24 protein-coding genes and 1 tRNA gene are annotated in these 22,654 nt (G+C 43.2%); 18 read left to right on the top strand and 7 right to left on the bottom strand.

Annotation, left to right across the window (positions count from 1 at the left end):
• Positions 1-29: 29 nt before the first annotated feature.
• On the bottom strand, positions 30-488 hold the full coding sequence (gene mgsA / locus O3S68_RS08965) for a methylglyoxal synthase (protein ID WP_086871977.1): 459 nt from the start codon (positions 486-488) through the stop codon (positions 30-32).
• A 137-nt stretch (positions 489-625) separates the two neighbouring features.
• Here mgsA and O3S68_RS08960 point away from each other — a divergent pair, with 137 nt between their 5' ends.
• Positions 626-1,039 carry a CoA-binding protein gene (locus tag O3S68_RS08960; protein WP_020457277.1) on the top strand — a complete coding sequence of 138 codons (414 nt, stop codon included), beginning with the start codon at positions 626-628 and terminating at the stop codon, positions 1,037-1,039.
• 28 nt (positions 1,040-1,067) lie between these two features.
• Here O3S68_RS08960 and hspQ read toward each other — a convergent pair whose 3' ends face one another.
• Together hspQ and rlmI are read right to left on the bottom strand one after the other, a co-directional pair.
• Complete coding sequence (gene hspQ / locus O3S68_RS08955) at positions 1,068-1,385, bottom strand: heat shock protein HspQ (RefSeq protein ID WP_017456235.1); 318 nt, start codon at positions 1,383-1,385, stop codon at positions 1,068-1,070.
• A gap of 60 nt (positions 1,386-1,445) precedes the next feature.
• Positions 1,446-2,636, bottom strand: a complete 1,191-nt coding sequence (gene rlmI, locus O3S68_RS08950; protein WP_097408004.1) for a 23S rRNA (cytosine(1962)-C(5))-methyltransferase RlmI — start codon at positions 2,634-2,636, stop codon at positions 1,446-1,448.
• Positions 2,637-2,729: 93 nt separating this feature from the next.
• On the opposite strand from rlmI, the gene yccX reads away from it, so the two are divergent.
• Complete coding sequence (gene yccX, locus O3S68_RS08945; RefSeq protein WP_045506776.1) at positions 2,730-3,011, top strand: acylphosphatase; 282 nt, start codon at positions 2,730-2,732, stop codon at positions 3,009-3,011.
• Here yccX and tusE read toward each other — a convergent pair.
• On the bottom strand, positions 3,008-3,337 hold the full coding sequence (gene tusE, locus O3S68_RS08940) for a sulfurtransferase TusE (RefSeq protein ID WP_020457280.1): 330 nt from the start codon (positions 3,335-3,337) through the stop codon (positions 3,008-3,010). The genes yccX and tusE overlap by 4 nt on opposite strands.
• 88 nt (positions 3,338-3,425) lie before the next feature.
• Entirely contained in the window at positions 3,426-4,085 is a 660-nt protein-coding gene (gene yccA / locus O3S68_RS08935) for an FtsH protease modulator YccA (RefSeq protein ID WP_269231324.1), read from the bottom strand.
• A gap of 272 nt (positions 4,086-4,357) precedes the next feature.
• On the opposite strand from yccA, the gene O3S68_RS08930 reads away from it, so the two are divergent.
• Both O3S68_RS08930 and O3S68_RS08925 read left to right on the top strand, forming a co-directional pair.
• Positions 4,358-5,986 carry an ABC transporter substrate-binding protein gene (locus O3S68_RS08930; RefSeq protein ID WP_269231323.1) on the top strand — a complete coding sequence of 543 codons (1,629 nt, stop codon included), beginning with the start codon at positions 4,358-4,360 and terminating at the stop codon, positions 5,984-5,986.
• A gap of 134 nt (positions 5,987-6,120) precedes the next feature.
• Positions 6,121-6,208: transfer RNA gene (locus O3S68_RS08925), tRNA-Ser, on the top strand.
• A gap of 218 nt (positions 6,209-6,426) precedes the next feature.
• Here the strand turns inward: O3S68_RS08925 and O3S68_RS08920 are convergent.
• Positions 6,427-6,909 carry a hypothetical protein gene (locus O3S68_RS08920; protein WP_045506786.1) on the bottom strand — a complete coding sequence of 161 codons (483 nt, stop codon included), beginning with the start codon at positions 6,907-6,909 and terminating at the stop codon, positions 6,427-6,429.
• The gene (locus O3S68_RS08915; RefSeq protein WP_269231322.1) at positions 6,902-7,759 is read right to left on the bottom strand and encodes a winged helix-turn-helix domain-containing protein; all 858 of its coding nucleotides are present in this window, start codon (positions 7,757-7,759) and stop codon (positions 6,902-6,904) included. The genes O3S68_RS08920 and O3S68_RS08915 overlap by 8 nt, the downstream gene beginning before the upstream one ends.
• Before the next feature lie 661 nt (positions 7,760-8,420).
• On the opposite strand from O3S68_RS08915, the gene O3S68_RS08910 reads away from it, so the two are divergent.
• The 14 genes from O3S68_RS08910 (at position 8,421) to O3S68_RS08845 (ending at position 22,649) form a co-directional block, all read left to right on the top strand.
• On the top strand, positions 8,421-10,064 hold the full coding sequence (locus tag O3S68_RS08910; protein WP_269231321.1) for a ShlB/FhaC/HecB family hemolysin secretion/activation protein: 1,644 nt from the start codon (positions 8,421-8,423) through the stop codon (positions 10,062-10,064).
• 19 nt (positions 10,065-10,083) lie between these two features.
• Positions 10,084-10,476 (top strand): holo-ACP synthase, encoded by a 393-nt coding sequence (gene acpS, locus O3S68_RS08905; RefSeq protein ID WP_045507240.1) that lies wholly within the window; start codon positions 10,084-10,086, stop codon positions 10,474-10,476.
• Positions 10,469-11,224, top strand: coding sequence for an SDR family oxidoreductase (locus O3S68_RS08900; RefSeq protein ID WP_269231676.1), 756 nt, complete (start codon positions 10,469-10,471; stop codon positions 11,222-11,224). Before acpS ends, O3S68_RS08900 begins: the two co-directional genes overlap by 8 nt.
• A gap of 3 nt (positions 11,225-11,227) precedes the next feature.
• Entirely contained in the window at positions 11,228-11,794 is a 567-nt protein-coding gene (locus O3S68_RS08895) for a 3-hydroxyacyl-ACP dehydratase FabZ family protein (protein WP_269231320.1), read from the top strand.
• Between the two features lie 3 nt (positions 11,795-11,797).
• Positions 11,798-12,079, top strand: a complete 282-nt coding sequence (locus O3S68_RS08890; protein ID WP_020457289.1) for an acyl carrier protein — start codon at positions 11,798-11,800, stop codon at positions 12,077-12,079.
• Between the two features lie 30 nt (positions 12,080-12,109).
• The gene (locus O3S68_RS08885; protein ID WP_269231319.1) at positions 12,110-13,270 is read left to right on the top strand and encodes an aminomethyltransferase family protein; all 1,161 of its coding nucleotides are present in this window, start codon (positions 12,110-12,112) and stop codon (positions 13,268-13,270) included.
• A 101-nt stretch (positions 13,271-13,371) separates the two neighbouring features.
• Complete coding sequence (locus O3S68_RS08880; RefSeq protein ID WP_269231318.1) at positions 13,372-15,930, top strand: beta-ketoacyl-[acyl-carrier-protein] synthase family protein; 2,559 nt, start codon at positions 13,372-13,374, stop codon at positions 15,928-15,930.
• A 4-nt stretch (positions 15,931-15,934) separates the two neighbouring features.
• Positions 15,935-17,146: a beta-ketoacyl synthase gene (locus tag O3S68_RS08875; protein WP_269231317.1), complete on the top strand. Its 1,212-nt coding sequence runs from the start codon at positions 15,935-15,937 to the stop codon at positions 17,144-17,146.
• An 11-nt stretch (positions 17,147-17,157) separates the two neighbouring features.
• Complete coding sequence (locus O3S68_RS08870; protein ID WP_269231316.1) at positions 17,158-18,147, top strand: ATP-binding protein; 990 nt, start codon at positions 17,158-17,160, stop codon at positions 18,145-18,147.
• Positions 18,148-18,150: 3 nt separating this feature from the next.
• A complete protein-coding gene (locus tag O3S68_RS08865; RefSeq protein ID WP_269231315.1) occupies positions 18,151-18,858 on the top strand; it encodes an ABC transporter ATP-binding protein in 708 nt (235 codons plus the stop codon).
• Entirely contained in the window at positions 18,842-19,498 is a 657-nt protein-coding gene (locus tag O3S68_RS08860) for a hypothetical protein (RefSeq protein WP_269231314.1), read from the top strand. Before O3S68_RS08865 ends, O3S68_RS08860 begins: the two co-directional genes overlap by 17 nt.
• Positions 19,499-19,504: 6 nt before the next feature.
• Positions 19,505-20,809 carry an ABC transporter permease gene (locus O3S68_RS08855; protein WP_269231313.1) on the top strand — a complete coding sequence of 435 codons (1,305 nt, stop codon included), beginning with the start codon at positions 19,505-19,507 and terminating at the stop codon, positions 20,807-20,809.
• Positions 20,810-20,865: 56 nt separating this feature from the next.
• The gene (locus O3S68_RS08850) at positions 20,866-21,603 is read left to right on the top strand and encodes an outer membrane lipoprotein-sorting protein (RefSeq protein ID WP_269231675.1); all 738 of its coding nucleotides are present in this window, start codon (positions 20,866-20,868) and stop codon (positions 21,601-21,603) included.
• Between the two features lie 17 nt (positions 21,604-21,620).
• Entirely contained in the window at positions 21,621-22,649 is a 1,029-nt protein-coding gene (locus O3S68_RS08845; RefSeq protein ID WP_331275944.1) for a hypothetical protein, read from the top strand.
• The last annotated feature ends 5 nt before the right edge of the window (positions 22,650-22,654 follow it).

The following is a 22,654-nucleotide window of genomic DNA, read 5'->3' as shown; positions in this document are numbered from 1 at the left end:
ACGAAGGCGGCCGCTGCGGCCGCCAGGATTTATTTAAGACGCTCAGCGAGGTAACGTTGGTAGTCCGGAATGAGGATGTCGACGCTGTTATTGAACTGCGGCGATTCGATAATAAAATCAGCGGTAGATAAATTGGTCGCAACCGGAATATTCCACACCGTTGCAAGACGTAAGAGGGCTTTTACGTCAGGATCGTGCGGGACCGCATTAAGCGGGTCCCAGAAGAAAATCAGTACGTCGATTTTGCCTTCTGAAATCAACGCGCCGACTTGCTGGTCGCCGCCCATTGGGCCACTCAGCATGGCGTTGACTTCAAGGCCGGTTGCTCGCTGAATCAAATTCCCGGTTGTACCAGTCGCATATAGCTCATGTTTGGCCAGTACAGGCTGGTGGCGTTCTACCCATTTCATTAATGATTGCTTGCAGTGATCGTGTGCGACCAGTGCAATATTTTTGCGCACGGGTAAGGTGCGAGTGGTTGATTCCATAATCCGCTTCCGTCAGTGGTTTTCGCTACAGATTACTGGAAGCGTCTGATGCTGCAAGAGAAGTGAATAAAAAAATCCGAAAATGGTCGGGTGGGTCTGTTTGATTTACACTTTGGTGACATCGCCGGGAGGAAAACATGAAAGAAACCGATATTGCCGATATTTTACAGTCGACCCAAACTATTGCGCTGGTTGGTGCGAGTGATAAACCCGATCGACCAAGTTATCGCGTGATGAAGTATTTGTTGGACCAGGGTTATCATGTGATTCCCGTCTCGCCGAAAGTAGCAGGGACTACCCTTCTTGGGCAGCAGGGCTATGCAACACTTGCCGATGTGCCAGAAAAAATCGACATGGTGGATGTTTTTCGCAATTCGGAAGCGGCGTGGGGTGTTGCACAGGAGGCGATTGCCATCGGAGCGAAAACGCTTTGGATGCAATTAGGGGTGATTAATGAACAAGCGGCCGTGCTGGCGCGTGAGGCGGGGTTAAATGTAGTGATGGATCGCTGCCCGGCTATTGAGATCCCGCGGCTCGGTCTGGCGAAATAAAAAATACCCCGCATCTGGCGGGGTATTTTTAGTTGCGCAGGCGCGGAGCCTGGAGCTGTCGGCGAATGGTGCGCGCCAGTTCATCCATGGATGGCTGCTCCGGATGTTCATCCGTAATTTCGCTTGTCAGCTGTGCTTCTGCCAGGTATGTGTGCACTGGTTGGCCATCATCATCTTCCATTACGACATGATACCAGGGCAGCGCGCGGAGTTCGTCGTTCACCGCCAGCTCATCTGCTGACGGCTCGTCCAGTGAATACTCAGGATCGATATCGACCACTACGCCAAGATACCCCAGCAGTGAGTGGCGAACTTGCTGACCGATACCGAATTTGCTGGCAATCATTGTCACCTCCCGGGAACCTTACATACCCGCAGATATGCGGGCGCAGTTCCAAATTTCAAGTTACATGACGCGGCAGGCAAACCCTTTCAGATACAGCCCTTCCGGGTAGGTAGCGATCACAGGATGATCGGCGGCCTGACGGAACTGTTCTATAAATTGTACATCACGACCAGCATCTATTGCGGCGTCAGCAATAATTTTCTGAAATAAATCTGTGGTCATCAAACCGGAACAGGAGAAAGTGAGCAGTACACCGCCGGGATTCAGGAGCTGGATCGCCAGCATGTTGATGTCTTTATAACCGCGACAGGCGCCCATCAACTGGCTTTTGTTTTCCACGAACTTTGGCGGGTCCATCACGATGACATCGAAAGTTTCGCCCTGATCGCGATATTTGCGCAGCAGTTTGAATACATCGTCGCGAACAAATTCTGCTTTGCTTAGATCCAGCTCGTTCAGCGTAATGTTCTGTTTCGCGACATCCAGCGCTTCCTGAGAGGTATCTACACTGACGACCTGGCGGCATCCGCCCATCAGCGCGGAAACGGCAAAGCCGCCGGTATAGGAGAAGCAGTTTAATACGCGCTTGTCTGCCACGTAGCGACGTGTTGCCAGCCGGCTGTCGCGCTGATCGAGGTAGTAACCGGTTTTATGCCCGCCCTGAATATCAACAAACAGCTTCATGCCGTGCTCTTTAATCGGCAACAACGCGGGCGGCAGTTCGCCAACCACCAGTCCTTGCGCGAGTTCCAGCCCCTCTTTTTTGCGCACAGCAACATCGCTGCGATCGTAAATCGCGCATTGTGGATAGAGAGACTGGAGCGCCGAGATAATGGCTGGACGCTGATATTCCGCACCTGCGCTAAGAAGTTGGAGAACAAGAAAATCACCGAAACGATCGATGGTTACGCCGGGTAAGCCGTCAGATTCGCCAGCAATCAGGCGATAGCTGTCGAGACCATCGCGTTGCGCCAGCCAATCTCGCCACTGCTGTGCTTGTTGTAGGCGGCGGGTGAAAAACGCGATATCAATGCTTTCATTTTTATCGAAAGTCCAGACGCGAGCACGAATCTGCGATGCAGGAGATAATGCTCCACGCGCCAGCCACTTACCCTGATGATCGACAATATCAACCGTTTCACCGAGGCTGGCTTTGCCTTCCATTCGCGCGACAGCGCCGGAGAAAATCCAGGGATGACGGCGCAGCAATGATTTCTCGCGCCCTTTGGCTAACACTAAACGTACACTCATATTCGGCTATTCTATAAACTGAAGAAAATGGGCGCTATTGTCACGGGTTCAACGGGCAAATGCAACGAGCCTGAATAGAAAGGGGAGGGAAAGATGGCACATGTCTGCACAATCGCCTGGGTACACGGAATGGTGCAGGGCGTCGGGTTTCGCTATAGCACGCAGCACGAAGCACAGAAGCTCGGTGTGACGGGGTATGCACGTAATCTTGATGATGGCAGCGTCGAAGTGGTTGCCTGCGGCGACGAGCACGCAGTGAATCAGCTGATTGCGTGGCTGAAAGCAGGGGGACCGCGTAGCGCCCGGGTTGACAGAGTTCTTGCCGAACCGCATCAGCCCGGCAGGGAATGGACAAACTTCGGCATTCGCTATTAGATGCACTTCACCGGTTTTGGCAAACCAGCGATCTTTGTCGCCTGTTTAGCAGGCCCTTTGGGAAACAGGCGGTACAAATAGCGACTATTGCCTTTCTCTTCGCCAAATTTATTCGCCATCGCTTTTACCAGCATGCGAATAGCGGGAGAGGTATTGAATTCCAGGTAAAATTCACGCACAAAGCGCACCACTTCCCAGTGCTCAGGAGAGAGCGTTATGTTCTCTTTCTCAGCGATGATAGACGCTAAGGTTTCGCTCCACAGCGTAGTGTCTTTTAGATAGCCTTCGCTATCGGTTTCGATTTCTTTACCTTCAAAGATCAACATAATTTTTAGCAGCGTTAGTCAACAACGGCGGGAGTGTAGCAAAAAACAAAGCCCCGCATAAGCGGGGCTAATGGGGAATCAGGCTTGTTTAATCGCGGTTAGCGAAACCCAGAATACTCAACAGGCTGACAAAGATGTTGTACAGCGACACATACAGACTGACTGTGGCGCGGATGTAGTTGGTTTCACCACCGTGGATGATATTGCTGGTTTCATACAGGATAGCGCCACTTGAAATCAGGATAAATACGGCGCTGATAGCCAGATGCAACGCTGGCAACTGCAAGAAAATATTCGCGACCATCCCGATCACCACCACCACCACGCCCGCCATCAGCATGCCGCCGAGGAAAGACATATCCTTACGTGTCGTTAACACGTAGGCGGAACAGCAGAAAAAGACCAATGCGGTGCCACCGAGTGCCAGGCCAATAAGATCTCCCATCCCTGCTGAGAGATAAGCATTAAGCATTGGCCCCAGGATATAACCGAGGAAACCAGTGAACGCGAACGCAGCCAGGATACCGGTTGGTTTGTTCGCCAGTTTATAGGTCAGGAACATTAAACCGTACATCCCAACCAGCGTCAGGATCAGGCCCGGAGAAGGCAACATTAATACGGTACTGGCGGTCGCCGTAATTGCGGAAAACGCCAGCGTTAAGCTTAAAAGGAAATAGGTGTTACGCAGGACTTTGTGCGTACTTAGCAGGGAAGTACGGTCACGCGATGAAGTAATAATACGATCCATGAGTCACTCTCTTATGACAGATGTAATTGATTGCAGAGTCTAAAAAAGTCTCGCTTGCTGACAAAGTTGTTTTACCCATCTTTACTCATAATGCCGCGGTGCTGACACAGTGTTTCGTGCGCAGAAATGCGCGCTACTCAGCATAAAGGGATAAATGTGAGACAGATCCATATTGGTGTCTTATATGTCACTGAAATCTATTGCTATATAACTATTGGGGCGCTAAGAGTGTAATCGCGTCGTGACAATGTACATTACTAAGGCGAAAGGACATGAAACCACAAACACGTAACCACATTGCACTTTCATTATTGACTATCGGCATTCTGAGCGCATGTTCCGGCGCGTTTGCAGCGACGGTACCCGCAGGAACAACGCTTGCTGAAAAACAGGAGTTGGTGCGTAACAATGGCAGCGAGCCTGCATCGCTGGATCCACATAAAGTGGAAAGTGACGTCGAGTTCAACATTATTAGCGATATTTTCGACGGGTTGGTCGCTGTTAAGGCAGATGGAACCATTGAACCCCGGCTGGCGGAAAAATGGGAAAACAAAGATAACACGGTCTGGATTTTCCACTTACGCCCGGGGATCACATGGTCGGATGGTACGGCGATCACGGCAAAAGATGTGGTCTGGAGCTGGCAACGTTTAGTCGATCCGAAAACGGCATCCCCCTATGCCAGCTATCCTGGAAATATGCATATCGTTAATGCTGCTGATATCGCTCAAGGTAAAAAAACACCTGACACGCTTGGGGTGAAGGCGCTAGATGATTCAACACTGGAAGTCACGTTGACGCAACCCACGGCATCCTTTCTGCCGATGCTGGCGCACCCATCTTTGGTTCCGGTAGACAGCGTGTTGATCAATCGATTTGGTGATAAATGGACAAAGCCGGAACATATAGTAACGAGCGGTGCCTACAAGATTACCGATTGGGTCGTTAATGAACGCATTGTCGCCCAGCGCAATACTCGTTACTGGGATAATAAAGCGACAGTGATTAATAAAGTCACTTACCTTCCTATCAATGCCGAAACGGCGGACATTAACCGTTATAAAGCTGGCGAGATTGATATCACATACACCATTCCTGTGAACCAGTTTGCGCAGTTAAAGAAAACGTTAGGCGATCAGGTGCATGTCGCTCCGCAACTGGCGACCTATTATTACGAGTTTAATACCACTAAGCCGCCATTTAACGATCCTCGAGTACGTCGCGCACTCAATATGGCTCTGGATAAAGATGTCATCGCGGATAAGGTAATGGCACAGGGGCAGCGTCCTGCATGGGTAGTTAGCCAGCCGGAAATTGGCGGTGTGAAAATAGCTTCACCAGATTACGCGTCATGGCCGAGGGAAAAACGACTCGCTGAAGCGAAAAAACTCCTCAATGAAGCTGGTTTCACTGATGAGCACCCATTGAGCTTCAGCCTTCTGTATAACACGATGGAAACACATCAGCGGATCGCGATTGCTGCCAGTTCAATGTGGCAGAAAAATCTTGGTGTTAATGCAAAGCTACAAAATCAGGAGTGGAAAACCATGCTTGATACCATGCATACGGGTAATTTCGATGTGGTACGGTATGCATGGATTGCAGACTATGCTGATGCCGCCACTTTCCTCAATAATTTCCGTACCGGCGATAGTGAAAACACGAGTAAATATAGCAATCCGGCGTATGACGAAACACTGAAGAGTGCAGCGAAAGCGAAGGATATTGCCGAACGTGGTAAATATTACCAGCAAGCAGAAGACATACTTGGCGAGGACGTTCCCGCTATCCCGGTTTACCACTATGTTCGTACACATCTGGTGAAGCCTTGGGTTGGCGGGTTTGCGCCCGATAGCCTGGGTGTATACCTGACAAAAGATTTATACATTAAGCAACACTGATCTGAGATGCGCTGAATAAACGATCATTGTGCTGGTATTTCAATCTAACAGCGCGGTTTTGATGGTTTTTCAGGCAAACAAACATTCCCGGGCTTTACATGAGACTCGAGGATGTTTATAGTGCGCCTCACACCGGAAGTGTGGCCGAGCGGTTGAAGGCACCGGTCTTGAAAACCGGCGACCCGAAAGGGTTCCAGAGTTCGAATCTCTGCGCTTCCGCCAAATATAAAGCCCCAGCTTACTTCGTAAGCTGGGGCTTTTTTATTTCGAGAAAATCAACGTTGGTTGCATTCAGCTCTTACTCTAAGTTCGTGGATAGAGTAATACGTGAATTCCATTGACGCTCAATCAGTTCTGCCGTTTTTGTTCAAAGTAGAAGCAGGGGAGGACTGGTTTGGTCGTCCCCATCATGCAAATTTGATGACACTCACTAACCGCTTCTAACGGCTGCAAAAGAAAAGCGGCCGTTTTCCAATGGTGAAAAGAAATCCTTGCGATCCCTGGGGATGGATTGAATAGGTGATACTTTTATCAGGATAAACGTAAAAACCGGGCAAAACAGTAGCGATGACTTTATCCGGTAAGGTTTCTAAACTATCGATTTTGTTTATCCCGGATGACAGAAAATTATAGGTACCGTGATTTTCGGTCCAAGTAAAGGATATATCTCTGCGTATGGTTCCTTCTGGGTGAGAGTTTTCAAGGTAACTTCCGCTTACTGAAACGATGCCATTTCTTTTCTCTTTATTGTACATAAAATCGAAAGTAATGTTGGCTTGTGTTTCTTTATGAAAAACGATCATGGAAGCACTGCAACTTTCAGCACTTCTGTTTTTTATAAGCAATGAGTAATAAAAAAATCCCGCTACAATCCCTACACTTATAAAAAACAGGCTTAGAAAGAATATTGCTTTTTTAGTCACCGTTTACTCCCCTGATTAAAAGTGAAATGCACCCTGGTGATGATGTTGTCGAAAATTTATTCTTGCAGACTAAAGCAGCGAGAGATGGCGAGGTAGGTGAAGTTGGGAAATAGACCCAGGGGTAATTTTTACAATTCAAACCAGAGTCTTTAATAAGAGATTTATATTTCAGGTAATATTCATTGTTGTCATGGCTATCATCTTTGGTGTAAAAATGGCAACCATCTTCATTTTCAATGAACGTATAACTTTCAAAAAAAGCAGCATCGTTACTAATGTTCCATGTCAGGTAAACGACGAGCAGGGCTGCGATAAATGAGGCTGAAGCAGCAAAAACTCCATTCGAGGTTGCAAACGACTTCTTTTTCTTAATTGCACGAGTGTCTGTCTCAGCATGAAGATCTTGCTCGTTCAGTACATCATCCTTTGGATAATCAAGCTCTTCAGGAGTGTTGTGAGTTGTTTGATAATTGGCAGTAGAAATAGCAAAAGGTGTAGCCGGTTCGTTATCGTTTCGTCTGGAGATTTTTACGCTGTCATCTATCTGAAAACCTTTCCGGGGAATGGTTGCAATAAGTCTTCTGTCTGTTTCACCTACGGCACGCAGCCCACGACGAACAATAGATATATTCTGATAGAGCGTATTCGTGGGAACTAACATTCCTTCTTCTTCCCAAACTTTCTTAAAAAAATCTTGTTGCAGCACAATATCCGGAGATGCTTGAAGCAGTAAGAGAAGGCAACGGCTGGCTGGAGAGGTCAGAGTAACGTTCATTTCGGGATTATTTACCGATGACAGTCTTTTCATTCCCGGTCTGAATTCAATATTGTCGTTGATAATCCAGTACATATATATTCCAATAGCAGCCAGAGGCTGAGTCCTTTATTAGCGATGTATGTAATAGGTTAAAATGTTATGTTATTAATTTCAGCATAACAATAGATGTATTGCTATGTTTTTTGCAACAATTAATGCCGTCTTCTTGCGAATTTTAGCGTAGGTTGATTAATAATGGGTGCTATTGATGCTTACATTAAAAAATGCTTGATATTTAGGTGGATGCATCTTTGATTGTTGGTTGTTATATATCTTAAATTAACTTTTGTTGATTTAAGGTCCCATTTAAGATAATGGGAGTAATACATTTTTCTGGTGAGAATATATATTTATACGATATATGATTGTTTGATGCTAATGTAGTAGCGATTCATAATGTGGTGCTTAAGGCAGACGGGGAAAGCCGCTACGGAAGAGATGTTTTTAGGGTTATATTAGAAACGAAACTGGTTGTCGAAGGCTTCAATGATGTTCTTGATGATATTAAGGGTTAATTAATTCAAAACATAATTAATGATTATACATCATGTCAATAATGTCGCCACGTTAAAAACATTTTATTTTTAACGAATGTTCTTTTTTGGTCTTTAAGAATAATTAAGTTGTTTTGGCTGTTGTTATGAAGATAATTATACGTGTTAGCCGTTCTTGTAGTTTTAATTTTCTAGAGGTAATGAAAATCAAATTTTACTTTTTAGCTTTCATTTTGCTATGTAGTATTCGTGCACATGCTGATACTCAGCTGGAACGACTAGCCAAAGATCAGAAAAAAAATGATAATAACATCGCCCAAGAAAATCAGATTGATAAAAAAGATGTTTTCTCTAAGCTTAAAGACAAAAACATTATCGAATTTGAATTACCCTCTGAAAAAGGCTGTTACCCTATATCAGAACTTATCTTAGAGAACGAATTTTTGGATAATAAAACCATTCGAAATATAAAAGATGAGATCTCGAACAGTTGTCTTGGGACGAAAGGTATTGAATATGTTGCGACCTATTTGCAGGATTATTATATAAAGGCTGGATATGTAACAACACGAGTGGATATCCCTGTACAAAATTTAAAGGCAAAAAAATTACAGCTGAAAATTTTAGCAGGAAGGATCGATAAAGTGATCATTGAAAATGACGATATCAGAAGTTGGATCCTGCCTTTTACATCAGGTGATATTCTTAATCTGCGAGATATTGAACAAGGGCTGGAGAACTTACAGAAAGTGCCTGGCGTTGATGTAAAGATTAATATCGTGCCTGGCAGTCGCTACGGCCGTAGCGATATTGTTATCAATACTAATCGTAAAAAATTATGGAATATCAAAACGACATACAACGACTGGGGTGACAGAAGCACAGGAAAGATACTTACTGGTATTTCAGGCTATTTGTACAACTCTGCAAAGCTTGGCGATCTTTTCTATTTGGCTGGTACCAGCAGTACTACAGGTCAATATAAAAGCATCAGTGCTTTTTATAGCTTACCAGTAGGTTTTTGGGATTATGAACTTTTCTACAGTAGCAGTATGTCTCGCCAGCGTGTTGGGCTGAGTTATTGGGATTTAGACTATGAAGGAAAAAATCAATACCTTAGTTTGAAAGGAACCCGAACTCTTTTTCGCAACATGGATAAAAAAATAACAGGGAATATAGAATTATTAAGGCGTAAATCTACCTATCAATTAGGTGGCGTAGATTTAGCACTGCAAGAACGAGATATGAGCAATCTGCGCCTTGGACTAACTTTTAAAAAAAATTTCCAGGAAGCGACACTAGACTCCTCCATTAGCTGGCAACGTTTTATGACTTGGCTGGGTGGTGAAAAAACACCGGATATGGTGTCAGGGGACGTGAGTACGGAAAGCCAAATTTTTAATCTGACTACAAATTATGTGAAATGGTTCAACGGTGAGTATTTACACTATTATTATGAATTGAATATGGGGGCTCAATTTTCGCCAGCGCCGTTAACATTACAAGATCAATTTACAATAGGTAATCGTTGGAACGTTAGAGGGTTTGAAACCAGCACAGGATTAGATGGCAATAAAGGGTACTATATTCAGAATACATTACATTTCCTTATCGGGAATTACAGTTCTGAGTTATATATAGGCGCGGATTATGGTCAGATTTCTGGTGAAATATACCCACAAAATACTTTTGATGGGAAAAGGATAGTTGGAACAATTCTTGGGATTAAAGGAACAGTTAAATCACTCGGGTATGATATCTCTTTATCAGTTCCCTTAATGTACCCGACTGGTCTCGTTGAAGATCAATTTATATCTAATTTTAATGTAACTTATCAACTGTAATCTTATGATAAATTTAGGGATAAGTATCGGTACTGATATCGTTGAAGTGGAACGGATCACTAACGCGATTAACAATGGCGGCAAGTTTTTTTTACAACGCGTATTTACAAAAAAAGAGATAATGAAAATTAATGCAAATGAACCGGATTTTGAAAGGGCAACCGGATTTTGGGCCGCTAAAGAATCAATTGTTAAAGCGCTTGGTTGTGGGTTTCGGAATGGGGTGTGCTTTAAAGATATTGAGATAAATCATGATGAATTTGGCTGCCCCTCTTTTTTATTTACTGGGAGATTGGGTGAGGTAATAAAGGAAAACGGTGTTATTAATGTGTCACTTAGCATATCGCATTGTCGCACTCATGCCGTAGCAGTATCTCTTGTTAACTCAATTGCGTGTAATGGAAATGTATAAATATAATGATCTAAAAGGCAAAACAGTTTTAATATCAGGAGCCAGTGGCGACATCGGCATTGCCATCTGCGAAAAATTTCTGGAACAAGGGTGTGAAGTTTATGCATTGTATAATACAAATGCGGATCGTTTAGACAATTTAAAAGAAACTAATCCCGCAGGACAAAGATTAAATATATTGCAATGTGATATAGCTGATTCTGAAAAGGTGGCTATATTAATGGAATATTTGAATGCTAAAGTCACAAAGATTGATGTATTAGTGAATAACGCAGGCATTGTTAAAGACAGTCTTTTTGCCTCAATGACTTTTGAGGATTTTAGTACTGTTATTGATACAAATATGCTGAGCACTTTCAGATTAACGAAGGAAGCTTTAATGCTGCTGCGATGTTCTGAAACTCCAGCGATTATCAATGTTTCTTCTATAGCAGCAGTAATTCCAAGTATAGGCCAGGTTAATTACAGTGCTTCAAAAGGCGCTTTGCTCGGTTTTACCAGAACATTAGCCGCAGAATTAGCTCCTCGGGGTGTGCGAGTGAATGCTGTTGCTCCTGGAATGATTGAATCGAGGATGGTAAAGAAAGTTTCTCGTACTGTAGTGCGCGAGGTAACGAACTCAATCCCTTTGAAGCGTCTGGGAAAGTGCCAGGAAGTGGCGAATACAATTGTTTTTTTAAGTTCTTCTGCTGCCAGTTATATTGTTGGCCAGACCATCGTGATCGATGGCGGTCTGGTAATGCGGTGATTTATGTCCAGATATTCTATTCCTTCTAAAATTTTTCTTGAGATGGGCGGGTGGCGACAGCCCTTACTAATGGTCGACAGAATAGATGATTATAAATATGGGGAAAATGGGTATGTGCAGATCGTAAAACATATTACATATAACGAACCCTATTTACTTGGACACTTTCCTGATGACCCTATCATGCCCGGTGTTCTTATTGCAGAGATATTTGGTCAGGCAAGTGAGTATTTTTCATTTATTACTGATGTATGCGATATTTATTTTGAAAAGTTTGGCATCGAATTGAAAAACTTACGAGATATTTATGCGAAGATCCATCAGCAAGAATTGTTGGATATTATCAGGGCAAGGCGCTCACAAGTGCGCGGCGTATTAGCAGCACAGAATTTAAAGTTTAAAGATATTGCTTATCCAGGCGATACGATTGAGGTTACAAGCAAGTTGGTGTTTTCAGATCCAACTGGGTTTATGCACTATTCCGTGACGGCTAACGTTGGTAAAAAATTGATTAGCCAAGGAACAATAATTAACTACCGTGAAGCGAAATATACCATTAATGGAACATAAGCAATGACAACTATGCATGATAATATCCAGGAGCGTAAAGATGTACTTTTCACAATTAAAACGGAAATCATCCAGCGATTAAATATTCAACGAGATGAAACGCAAATTGATGACGATACGCCATTATTTGGTAACGGCTTAAAGTTGGATTCAGTAGACGCGACCGAAATTATTGTTTTGCTTGATAAGGTCTTTGATATACAAGTAAGTGAAGGAGACGATCCTTCTTATATGCGTAGCATTAATAATTTGGCAACATTTGTTATTACAAAAAAACGTGCCTGACCTTTTGAACAATTTACCTGAAGAGGTTTTATGAAGTCTCTTAATGACTTGCATTTGGAAAACAATGCCAGGATGGGCATTTATAATAAGCGCACAGTTCCTGTAGCATATCATGATCTCGCCATTGAATATAAAGCAGTCAGAGAAAATGCACTGCTTATCGATTATTCACATATGGCTATCGTTAGCGTAATGGGAGATGATGCATGGGCTTTGGTAAATCATATGGCCTCAGCTGATATCTCAATTATTCGCGATGAGCAAGGTATCTATTCGTTGGTATTAAATGAGGATGGTACCATCCGCGGGGACATATATGTGCTCTGTACCCCGGACGGTTATTACATCCTTTCAGAAAACATCCCGGCACCGGAGTTAATTGAGCGCCTTACATCAATTTTAGAGAGCGATGAAGCACTCGATATTGTTGAACGCCCGGAGATTAAGTCTATGGCAGATAGCGGTTGGGGCGCTATTATGCTGGAAGGGCCTTACTCCTGGGAAGTTATGTCAGAAATATATGGCTACGACATTATTGGTTTACCTTACTTTGAGTACATTAATGAGGCCGATGACCTGATCATTTTCCGCTGTGGGAAGCATGGCGAATTTGCATATATGGCCATTGGCGAGGAGGCTTCCCTGGTAAAATTATGGGAAACCATCCTTTCAATTGGTGAAAAATACGAATTAAAAACCGGTGGTATCCAATACCAGGATATTGTTCGTCTTGAGAATACCGGATGGGATGAAAGTCTTTTTTCCGGCTATAGCCAAAACCCGATTGAGTTGCAAATGCAATGGGCAATTCAATACGATAAAGAAAACTTTATTGGCAAGTCAGTGATTGAGCCACAGTCCCATAATCTGGCTGAGCGTAAACTCATTGGTATGCTCCCGACTGCAGAGTGCAGTGGAATCAATTCTGATGATAAAGTTTTAGTAGAGGGGAAAGAGGTTGGCGTTATTGTAAAATCCGGTTTTTCCCCTGCGTTACAATCTTTTATCGCGCTGGCTTTGATTGACAATGATTATGCTTTAGCGGATCTCCCAGGGTTTGAAATTTTAACGGCAGAAAAACATATTCCAGCGAGAACAAAAAGCGTACCTTTTTTATATAACTTAAGTATGCTCATCAATCCGGCTGAACATAGTTTTATTGATCCGTCAAAGTCAAAGCGAATTGTGTAATTCTAATAATTAAAGCGAAAGTAAGGCGACAGGTATAAATATGTCGCTTTACTTTGGCTATTTATTATGAATACAAAGATTTTCTACTCCGGGGGATAACGGTGAAAACGAACAGGAAACGCGTTGTAATTACAGGTATGGGGATTTTGTCATCCCTGGCCGAAACTATTGAAGATTTTAAACAGGCGCTCTTTGATAAAAAAAATGGTGTCGGCAACAGTGAGCGGTTTGCAACGTGGTTTGAAAATGCCCGTGCAGCTGAAGTCCTTCAGGAAATAGATTATTCAGAGCTCCCTGAAAATATTATCCACTCTTTGGATAACGCTGCATTATGGGCATACAAAGTGGGCAAGGATGCGCTGACTCAGGCCGGGCTTATTGGTAATAAAGCCTGCCTTGATGAGACAGGATTAATTGTCGGCGTTTCTTCCGCCGGAACTGAAGCGTTTCTGCCAATTTTTGAGCAGAGAATGGATGATTTCTCGCTCCGCAAGACTATTTATTCGGGGGGATTTTCTTCCTGCTGCTCAAGTGTTTCGACACTCTTAGGTCTCAAAGGTGGCGGGGAGTTGGTGGCAACGGCCTGTACAGCCAGCCCTAACGCGATCGGTATGGCTTTTGACTATATCCAAAATGGTAAAAGTAAGACCATGCTGGCTGTCGGTACAGAACCTATCTACCTGCCAACGTTTGCTGGGTTTTACGCATTGAACGTGATGCATCCCAGCACCTGCACTCCCTTTTCAGGTCAGTCTGGCATGTCTATCGGTGAAGGTGCTGGTGCGATGGTACTGGAGGATTATGAACATGCCATCGCACGCGGAGCCAAAATTTACGGTGAAATTCTCTCTTACGCAACCTCCTGCGATGCCTACCACGAAACGGGGCCGGACCCGCGAGCCAGTGGCGCGGTACAGGTCATGCTTAAAGCCATGGAGAATGCTGGTGTAAAGCCGGAACAAATTGATTACGTCAATGCACACGGTACGGGTACAGAAGCGAATGACCGTATTGAAACGCTGGCGATGAAGAAAGTGTTTCCTGATAACGATCATTTGCTTGTCAGTTCAACAAAATCTTATTTCGGCCATAACATTGGTGCTGCAGGCATTGTTGAGCTTATCGCTTGTCTGGTAACGCTGCCTGAAAATAAAGTTTTACCGACTCTCAATTTCTCAATTGCGCGCCCAAATTGCGACCTGGACTATGTCGCTAATGAGTTTCGAGAAAAAGAAATTAATATTTTTATGAAAAATAACTATGCATTTGGTGGAAATAACTGCTGCATGGTGGTGAGTACAAAACCAGGGACAGTGCCGGTCAGTCAATATGACAGTAAGCGTGTGGCTATTACTGGCGTAGGGGCCGTAACGGCGATTGGTCACACGGTTAATGATATTTTGCACAATGTCTGGCAAAAAAATCACGTACCCGTGTTAGGTGGTGTCACGTTTCCTGATGACACCCTGGCAGAAGCGCGGGAATTACTGAGAGTGCTGGTTGCCACAAATCAACTCGAAGAAATTTTTGGCGATGAAGCTGCCATGAGCACCGGAACGTTTCCGGAACAGGAGCCGGATTTTAAAACCTTTCAGATAATGGGGCTGGAGCCGCGTAAACATCTGCGCCGTTTTGATGCCCGAAAGGCAACGCGTGGCGGGACGTTTGCGCTTGTTGCGCTGTCTGAATCGTTGAATATGGCGAAACGTAAAATAAAGCGTGATGGCGAAGAGCTCGGCATGATCATGGGGATGTCTCGTGGCCCTCAGGAGACAACCTATAAATATATGCAGAGTCTGAAACCCGATCCGCGGAAAGTCAGCACCTCTGAGTTTCCTGGCTCGCTAATGAATTCGATCGCCACTTTCTGCGGCATTTCTGAAGGCATTAAAGGCTATACCACCACACTTGCTACCGGCGAGAATGCGGCGCTCGGCGCATTAACTTATGGTTATGAGATTATCCGGCAAAACCTGCAACCCCATGTGATAGTGGGCGGCGCTGATGAATATTTCCCCTCACTGTCTCTTTATATGGATGCGCTAACACAGAAAATCCATATGACTTCTGATGTCAATGATTATCAAATCTATGGCGAGGAGCCAAAGGGATTCATTCCCGGCGAAGGTGCGTGCATGTTATTACTGGAAGACCCGGATGCGGCAGTTTCGCGTGGTGCCGAGGTGATGGCAGAAATTGCTGGCTACGGTAAATCCAGCAGTAATAGCTACTTTGATGCATCGTTATTGAGTGAAAAATCGTCAGCAATGTCTCTGGCAATTGAGCGCGCACTTGATGATGCCGGTGTCAGTGCAGCAGATATCGATTTGGTTTGCGGCACCAGTAATGGCAGTAAAGAAAATTCGCAAATTGAAATCGACGCTATCTACAGCGTCTTCCAGAAAGAGAATCCACGGGTTCCGGTCGTTAACTATAACGCTTATTTCGGGTTCGTTGCTTCATCTGCCGGGTTGCTCAATCTTTTAGTTGTCATTGATTGTATTAAAAAGCAATCAGTGCCGGCCATTCCTTATACGCAAGCGTTCTTCGACTCACGTATAAACTTCGTACGGAGTCCTCAAAATTTAACGCTTAAGCATGTGTTGCTGGTTGGGGCAACAGAAGGTGGAAACTATTATGCATTTGTAATTAAGGAATAGTGCAATGGATAATGCGGCTATCATTGCAGGCTACAGTCTACATTTACCCTTTGCTGAAAATTATAGTGAATTAATAAATAATCTTCGTGCTGGTAAGCGTGTTCATGAAACTTATTGGTTTGCTTCTGAAGAAGTAGCGCTGAAATGTGGGTTTAAAGCGAATAAGCGCGTCGCAAAGCTGGAGCAAAGAGATGATAGCCCATTAGCGTTACTATATCGATTAATCGATGATGCACTGGCACGGGCTAATCTTGACAAAAGCGCGCTTACGGGTGAAAGGGTAAGGGTATATTTAACCGGGTTAGGGCCACGTGTTGATGGCATAGACTATAAATCCTTTTATGACCATAATGATATTGAGGATCTAAAATGTTCACCATCAATAAGTCGTCTTCACGCTAAAAATATGTCGCAGGACGAACTTTCCTATAATATTGCACATAAATATGGATTAAACTATCTTCCGCCTAATTTACATTGCACAAGTAATTCATCATTAACTGCGGTTCATCTTGGTTGCCAGGCGATTGATAGTGACGGGGCAGATCTTGTTTGCGTAATTAATTGTTCAAAAATTAAAACGCAGGATATCTGGTTTCTTGAAAACCAATCAATGCTTGATAGCGAATCAGTACAGCCATTTGGTCAGAATAGCAGATCAGTTTTATTTTCAGAGGGATTCGGCGTCATATTACTCGAGAGCAAAAAACATCGGCAGGCCAGAGGATTAAACGGTGGGGTGCGGCTCAAATCTGCATATGCGCAAATTAGCGCGAGCCGCAGTAATGATTCAGCTTGGTTAAGCTCTAATATTATTAAAGTAATCAGTAAAATATTAGATGAAGCAAATATTGGTCTCGGTGACTTATGCGCAATTATTCCTCATGGCAATGGTTCGTCAAACAGTGATAAGGCAGAAGCCAAAGCAATCGCAATGCTTTCAGACAAGCAACCTGTTCCTGTTCTCGCTTATAAAGGACAACTGGGTTACACCACAACAGGCTCAGGGATCGTCGATTTGATTATTGGTGAACACTCCCTTCGCCAAGGCGAATTACTTACTCCGGTAAGTAACGATGACATTATTGAAGAGATAGCAAGTCAGCTGTTGACGGATATCGGTGCCATTAAACATGAAAAAAAACATTTGCTGAAGACGGGCCTTGGTGTTGATGGGTCAATTATCGGTGTTGTCATGTCAGATACCCGTGTTTGAGATTAGTAGATATGAAAAATGAGATATATCTGTCGTCATTTTCACTTCTGGAACCAGACGATAAGTTCTATTTTTATGTACCTCACTGGTTAAATGCCTGGGAATCGCATCTGTATAATCAGGCTCTTAAATCTACTTCCGCAAGCGGCTGGGCGTTTAAGCGATTCGGCACTGATAAAGAAACTTATGCGCGGGAAATGATACGTAAACCGCGTTATATGGATTATATAGAATCCATGGAGCAAGCTGCTGATGTTGCATTACAACAGATGACCCCAAGAGATCGTATGTTATTGCTTAAGTCGCGTACTGCTTTTATTTATATTGATGCATGGGGAGAATCATCTGTTTTTGAAAATATTACCAGCGCGCTGCATACTTCGATTATTGATACGTTGCCTAAAAATATATTAAAGAAATTCTCTATCAAAAACGTAACTTGCAAAGTTCGTGGGGAGAAATTTGCATTAGTACAGGTGATGCAACTGGCACAAGATTATCTACACTGGAAAGTTTTCGATTTTGTCGTGATATGCGGAGCATACAGAGCAATCCCTGTATTGGTTTTTTCGGATGAAGATATCTTTGGTATGAAAGGTGGCGCCAAATCGAAGCAAAAAAATGGCATGCAACTCTCTGTCGAACGGACAGGATGTTTTATTTTTAGTTTGCGCGAAAGTGCACTAAGAGTGAGTTGCGGTAATTATGTCGCTAACAATAATATTGATGACATTCAACGTGAGATGATGAAGGACCTGTCGGAAGGTGATTTGCTTACCATTTCGGCCAGGAAAGATAATATCATGCGAGTAACGCAGCAAACTGGCATTGATTTTATCGATCTGAACGATATTTATGGGGCGAGTGGTTGTCTTACACCTGCGCTGAGTTGGGAATATCTACTAAATAACAAGGGTATTTCAAAAAAGATGCGCACAATATTAGCTGATAATTTTGGCGGGTATAGCTATTTTGATACCTGCTTTTCGGCGGAGTTGTGATTGATGAGCAACACAATAAAAGAAGTTCCAGCAATATTTATGCAGGATATTTATAAGCATTTTGGTTCGGGTGAAAATAAGGTTGATGCGCTTAAAAATATTAACCTTGAAATTAATAAAGGTGAGTTTGTGGCGCTGTGTGGGCCTTCCGGTAGTGGGAAAAGCACGTTGCTCAATATCCTTTCTGGCATCGATACGCCATCCGGGGGGACTGTCATGTTTCTTAATCATGTTCTTAATGAAATGCCCGAAAAACAGTTGGCGTATGTACGAAGCAAGTACTTAGGATTTATTTTCCAGTTTTTTAACCTCATTCCGGTACTCAGTGTTTTTGATAACGTTTTTTATCCACTTATTCTGAATGCACATTTCAATAAGAAAGAAGCAAAAGAGCGCGCTTTACATTTCCTGGACAGTGTGGGACTCGGCCATTTAGTTGATCGCAAACCTGGTCAGTTATCGGGAGGGCAGCAGCAGCGCGTTGCGATCGCCCGCGCGCTTGCGCATGATCCCAAAGTCGTCGTCGCCGATGAACCGACCGGCAATCTGGACTTAACGACAGGGGAGGCCATTTTAGATTTTTTAATGAAAATAAATCAGCAGACCGGTACCACATTTGTTATTTCCACGCATTCAACCCAGCTTAGAGACAGGGCCGGGAGGGTAATTGAAATTAAAGATGGAGTGTTAGTACATGGCTCAGGTGCATAAGTATTATTGGCCACTCTGGGTGGGGTTGGCCTGTACGGTGGTAGCGAAGAGTGCTGATGCGATGACCGCTCCGGAGGTCGATAAAGTGATACAGCACGGCCTTCCTGAGCAATCCGATGCGTTAGCGAAAACGACACAGGCGCTTTTTCAGGAGTTTGAAAAAACGAAGAACGTTACATCGCTGATTTTTTATTCCTATGGAATGTTACGCCAGGCGAATCATTTTTCGGCTGTTAATGATTTTATCCATGCTTCGGAATATGCGAAAACGGGCTTTTTTTATCTTGATGAAGCAGTAGATACACATGAAGAAAATCCCCGTATTAGATATCTACGCGCACGCATCGACGCGTATTTACCTGCTGTCATAGGGCGTTGCGTGGTAACACTCGATGATACCGAGCGGTTATTAAGGGGAAAAAATGTTTTCGACAAAGATATTGTAAATCATATCGAGTATATGCGTTATAGAGCCCTGGTGAGTTGCAATCAGCCTCAGCAGGCTGAATTGCTAATGAAAAAAATAAAGGCGAAAAGTTCTGGGGATGCGAAGTACCTGAATACTAAATTCCATGCTGAACCAGAGTGGGATATGAATGAAGTTACCCAGGTTGTTATTCCATTACTCAAAGGTGAGTAGATCTCCATGCATATGCCTTTAATGAATATAGCTGTTGTTATAATAATCTGTTTTGTCCTTTATTGTCTGTTTTTTAAATTCAGGGATGCAAAGTTCTCTTTTTTGAATTTGTTCCGGCATAAAAAAAGAACACTTTCAACAATGATTGCCATAATGCTGGGTGGCGTGTCTATTTTTTTATATGGTGGATTTATTGACTATTCTTTTTGGATTTTGAAGGAACAGACGATTCGAACAAATATCGGACACGTACAGATCTATAATCCAAAATATTTTGAGACATCTAATAAAAGCCGCAGCCTGATTGCAGATTATGCAAACCTGAAAAAAGAAATCCTCAGTGATCATGGGTTATCTGATGATATTTCAACTATTTCAGGACAACTGGAGTTTAGCGGCGTTGTATCACAATACGAAAATGAAACCTCCAGTTTTTTTTCAGGGTTTGGTGTGGAACCGTTGCCATCATTAAAGCTCGGTTCATTCGATAAAATTATTTCTGGGAGTGATTTATCGCGAGTGAAAACCAATGAAGTTACCCTCGGGGAAGGACTTGCCGCAACGCTAAATGCGAATTACGGTGACTGGCTTGATATAATGACAGTCAACACCCATGGTGGTCAGGGCGCACTTTCATTGAAATTACGTGGCATCTTTTCCTCAGGAATTAAAGATTATGATGATGTTGCGATGAAAATGCCTTTGGCGACAGCACAAAAATTGATGGGTACAGATGGTGTAAGTAAAGTATTAATCTTGCTTAAAAAAGACAATACAGATCTTTTTATTAAAAATTTACGGCATTTTATTGATGAACATCATTTGCCATTAATCGTTAAAAGTTGGAAGGATACTTCTATTTTTTATCAGCAAGTGGAGGGGTTACTCTCTGGTATTTATTTCTTCATTAAGCTTATCGTGGTCCTCATCGTAATATTTATGATCAGTAATGCGATGACGATGAATATTATAGAGCGTACACGAGAAATCACCACGCTACGGGCTATAGGTTTACAGCCATTTCATGTTTCGCGGTTATTCCTGCTGGAAGGCATATATATTGGGATCCTCGGTGCGATAGGTAGTCTTGCCATCGGCTTTATTCTAGCAGGTATCATTAATCTACATGGTATTGCCATGCCTCCCTCTCCCGGGCAAACGCAAGGTTATACTGCTTTCATTAAAATTAATAACGCCGGGTTGATATGGTTAACGTTTGTATTGCCTGTGCTAACCTCCTCGTTAGCGTCAATATTACCTGCGTTGCGAGCATCCCGGTTAAATATATCAGATGCATTTAAATTTTCTTAAGGCTGAATATGATTGGCACCGTTAGTCTTCGAACCATTATTGTGTCTGTTTTTTTTATGATGGCAAATGCCAGTGCGATAGCTGCGGTCGGTGCGCTGGATATTATTCGGCGAGCTGACGAAATTCGCTCACCCAATAAACCTTTTCGATATACCGTTACAGTGCTTGAGTACAAAAATGGTGTAGAAAAAGAAGAAAATAAACAGATCCTTGATATATCGATGCGATTTATGAAGCCTGAAAAAGGAATGCCGGCTGATGCTCGCTCATTAGCTCGGTTTATTTATCCGCCAAGGGATAAGGGTAATATCATGCTATCTGATTGGTATGATCTTTGGTTTTATACGCCAACCCTTCGACGACCTATACCTATATCGAGAGAACAAAGATTGGTCGGACAGATTTCAAATGGTGACGTAATCGTTACCAACTTTGAATATTCCTATAGCGCAACGCTGACGGGAGATAGGCCCTGCGGGGAATCGATCTGCTACGAACTCGTCTTACTGCGTAAATCGGATGCAGTGACATACCCAAAAATTATCTATCTGGTTGAAAAAGAAAATTATCACCCATATCAGGCATCTTATTATTCGATGGACGATAGACTGCTTAAAACAGTCCAGTACCAAAATTTTCAAATGGTACTGGGGGAAATGCGACCAATGAAAATCATTGTGCGAGATGCAAAGCATAGTAAAGGTTATTCTGTTATGGAGTACAGCGATGTCAGGTTCGAGTCTTTATCGGAATCTAACTTTACCCGGGAATATATCCAGCGAGGTGTTAAGTGAGTTGCCGCATAAATCTGGTGACTTTGTCATTCATATTGTTACCTGTTAGTCTCTCTGCAAATTGTCTTTCTGGTTCAGATATACAAAAAAATGCTGATGTTACACTATCGTTACAAGGCTCTTATACAAAAAAGAAACCATCGATATGGAATATTGAAGGTAAGAACGCCTATGTAAAAGATAATGTTAATAATAGCGCAGGCGTGAAATTCAGCAGTGATTGTTCGCTTATTGAGGAACAGCTTAATTTAGATCTATCACTTTATGGATTGACTTATTATCCATGGCGAGCACCTGGTAAGTTTGATAAGGATAACCATCGTTCACGAATGCTACTGAATCAAGTTAAACTTACGTTTATAGCCTCTGACAACATTCGTCTGGAAGTCGGTAAACTCAGAGATAAACCGGGTATTTTCTTTCTTAAATCGCCATCGGCTCTGCTAACTAATTACTATGCGGGATTCAAAAATGACCGCCTTTATACTCCGGCAATGAAATCGGTTTATGCTGAATCATTTTGGGGAGCGAGCCTTATTCATGATACAAGGGATTACGGTCTGGCTTTCACTGTCGCACCTCGATTAGCACGAATAAATAAGCGCTATGAGTCGTCAGGCAATTGGTCTGCTGATCAACGCTCTAATTCCAGTGAACGCTATCTGTTAAGTTATACAGAATATCGTCTTAAAAATCATACGCCGTCAATTAATGTTATGTCAGGAGAATCTCGCTCTGTTGCTTTAGCTGACAGTTTTAATTACACACCACAATGGATTATCAATGCTGAGATTGCCTTGCACTCAGCCCAGCAATGGCGGCATTTTTCACAGCAAAGGGCTGCTGTGGTGCAAAATTACGTTTTTCCTTCTTCGCTCTATGCCACCGAAAATAAACAGGGTGTTGAGTTGGCGATAGGGGGGCAGTACACAACCGATAACTTCAGTTTGTTTGGCATGGAATACTACTTTCAAAGCGAAGGATATTCCGCACGTGAGTGGCACCAGCAAATGAATTTTGTCGATTACCTCAATACCAAAAATTAGTATGC

The sequence above is a fragment of the Kosakonia sp. SOY2 genome (genome assembly GCF_027109175.1).
Lineage (GTDB): Bacteria > Pseudomonadota > Gammaproteobacteria > Enterobacterales > Enterobacteriaceae > Kosakonia.
Note: the sequence above shows the minus strand (reverse complement) of the source record. Positions and strands in the feature narration are given on the sequence as shown.

Excerpts from the sequence above, each read along its gene's own strand:
- mgsA (WP_086871977.1), bottom strand. The coding sequence starts at position 488 with ATGGAATCAACCACTCGCACCTTACCCGTGCGCAAAAATATTGCACTG.
- O3S68_RS08960 (WP_020457277.1), top strand. The coding sequence starts at position 626 with ATGAAAGAAACCGATATTGCCGATATTTTACAGTCGACCCAAACTATT.
- hspQ (WP_017456235.1), bottom strand. The coding sequence starts at position 1,385 with ATGATTGCCAGCAAATTCGGTATCGGTCAGCAAGTTCGCCACTCACTG.
- rlmI (WP_097408004.1), bottom strand. The coding sequence starts at position 2,636 with ATGAGTGTACGTTTAGTGTTAGCCAAAGGGCGCGAGAAATCATTGCTG.
- yccX (WP_045506776.1), top strand. The coding sequence starts at position 2,730 with ATGGCACATGTCTGCACAATCGCCTGGGTACACGGAATGGTGCAGGGC.
- tusE (WP_020457280.1), bottom strand. The coding sequence starts at position 3,337 with ATGTTGATCTTTGAAGGTAAAGAAATCGAAACCGATAGCGAAGGCTAT.
- yccA (WP_269231324.1), bottom strand. The coding sequence starts at position 4,085 with ATGGATCGTATTATTACTTCATCGCGTGACCGTACTTCCCTGCTAAGT.
- O3S68_RS08930 (WP_269231323.1), top strand. The coding sequence starts at position 4,358 with ATGAAACCACAAACACGTAACCACATTGCACTTTCATTATTGACTATC.
- O3S68_RS08915 (WP_269231322.1), bottom strand. The coding sequence starts at position 7,759 with ATGTACTGGATTATCAACGACAATATTGAATTCAGACCGGGAATGAAA.
- O3S68_RS08910 (WP_269231321.1), top strand. The coding sequence starts at position 8,421 with ATGAAAATCAAATTTTACTTTTTAGCTTTCATTTTGCTATGTAGTATT.
- O3S68_RS08900 (WP_269231676.1), top strand. The coding sequence starts at position 10,469 with ATGTATAAATATAATGATCTAAAAGGCAAAACAGTTTTAATATCAGGA.
- O3S68_RS08895 (WP_269231320.1), top strand. The coding sequence starts at position 11,228 with ATGTCCAGATATTCTATTCCTTCTAAAATTTTTCTTGAGATGGGCGGG.
- O3S68_RS08890 (WP_020457289.1), top strand. The coding sequence starts at position 11,798 with ATGACAACTATGCATGATAATATCCAGGAGCGTAAAGATGTACTTTTC.
- O3S68_RS08885 (WP_269231319.1), top strand. The coding sequence starts at position 12,110 with ATGAAGTCTCTTAATGACTTGCATTTGGAAAACAATGCCAGGATGGGC.
- O3S68_RS08875 (WP_269231317.1), top strand. The coding sequence starts at position 15,935 with ATGGATAATGCGGCTATCATTGCAGGCTACAGTCTACATTTACCCTTT.
- O3S68_RS08870 (WP_269231316.1), top strand. The coding sequence starts at position 17,158 with ATGAAAAATGAGATATATCTGTCGTCATTTTCACTTCTGGAACCAGAC.
- O3S68_RS08865 (WP_269231315.1), top strand. The coding sequence starts at position 18,151 with ATGAGCAACACAATAAAAGAAGTTCCAGCAATATTTATGCAGGATATT.
- O3S68_RS08860 (WP_269231314.1), top strand. The coding sequence starts at position 18,842 with ATGGCTCAGGTGCATAAGTATTATTGGCCACTCTGGGTGGGGTTGGCC.
- O3S68_RS08855 (WP_269231313.1), top strand. The coding sequence starts at position 19,505 with ATGCATATGCCTTTAATGAATATAGCTGTTGTTATAATAATCTGTTTT.
- O3S68_RS08850 (WP_269231675.1), top strand. The coding sequence starts at position 20,866 with ATGATGGCAAATGCCAGTGCGATAGCTGCGGTCGGTGCGCTGGATATT.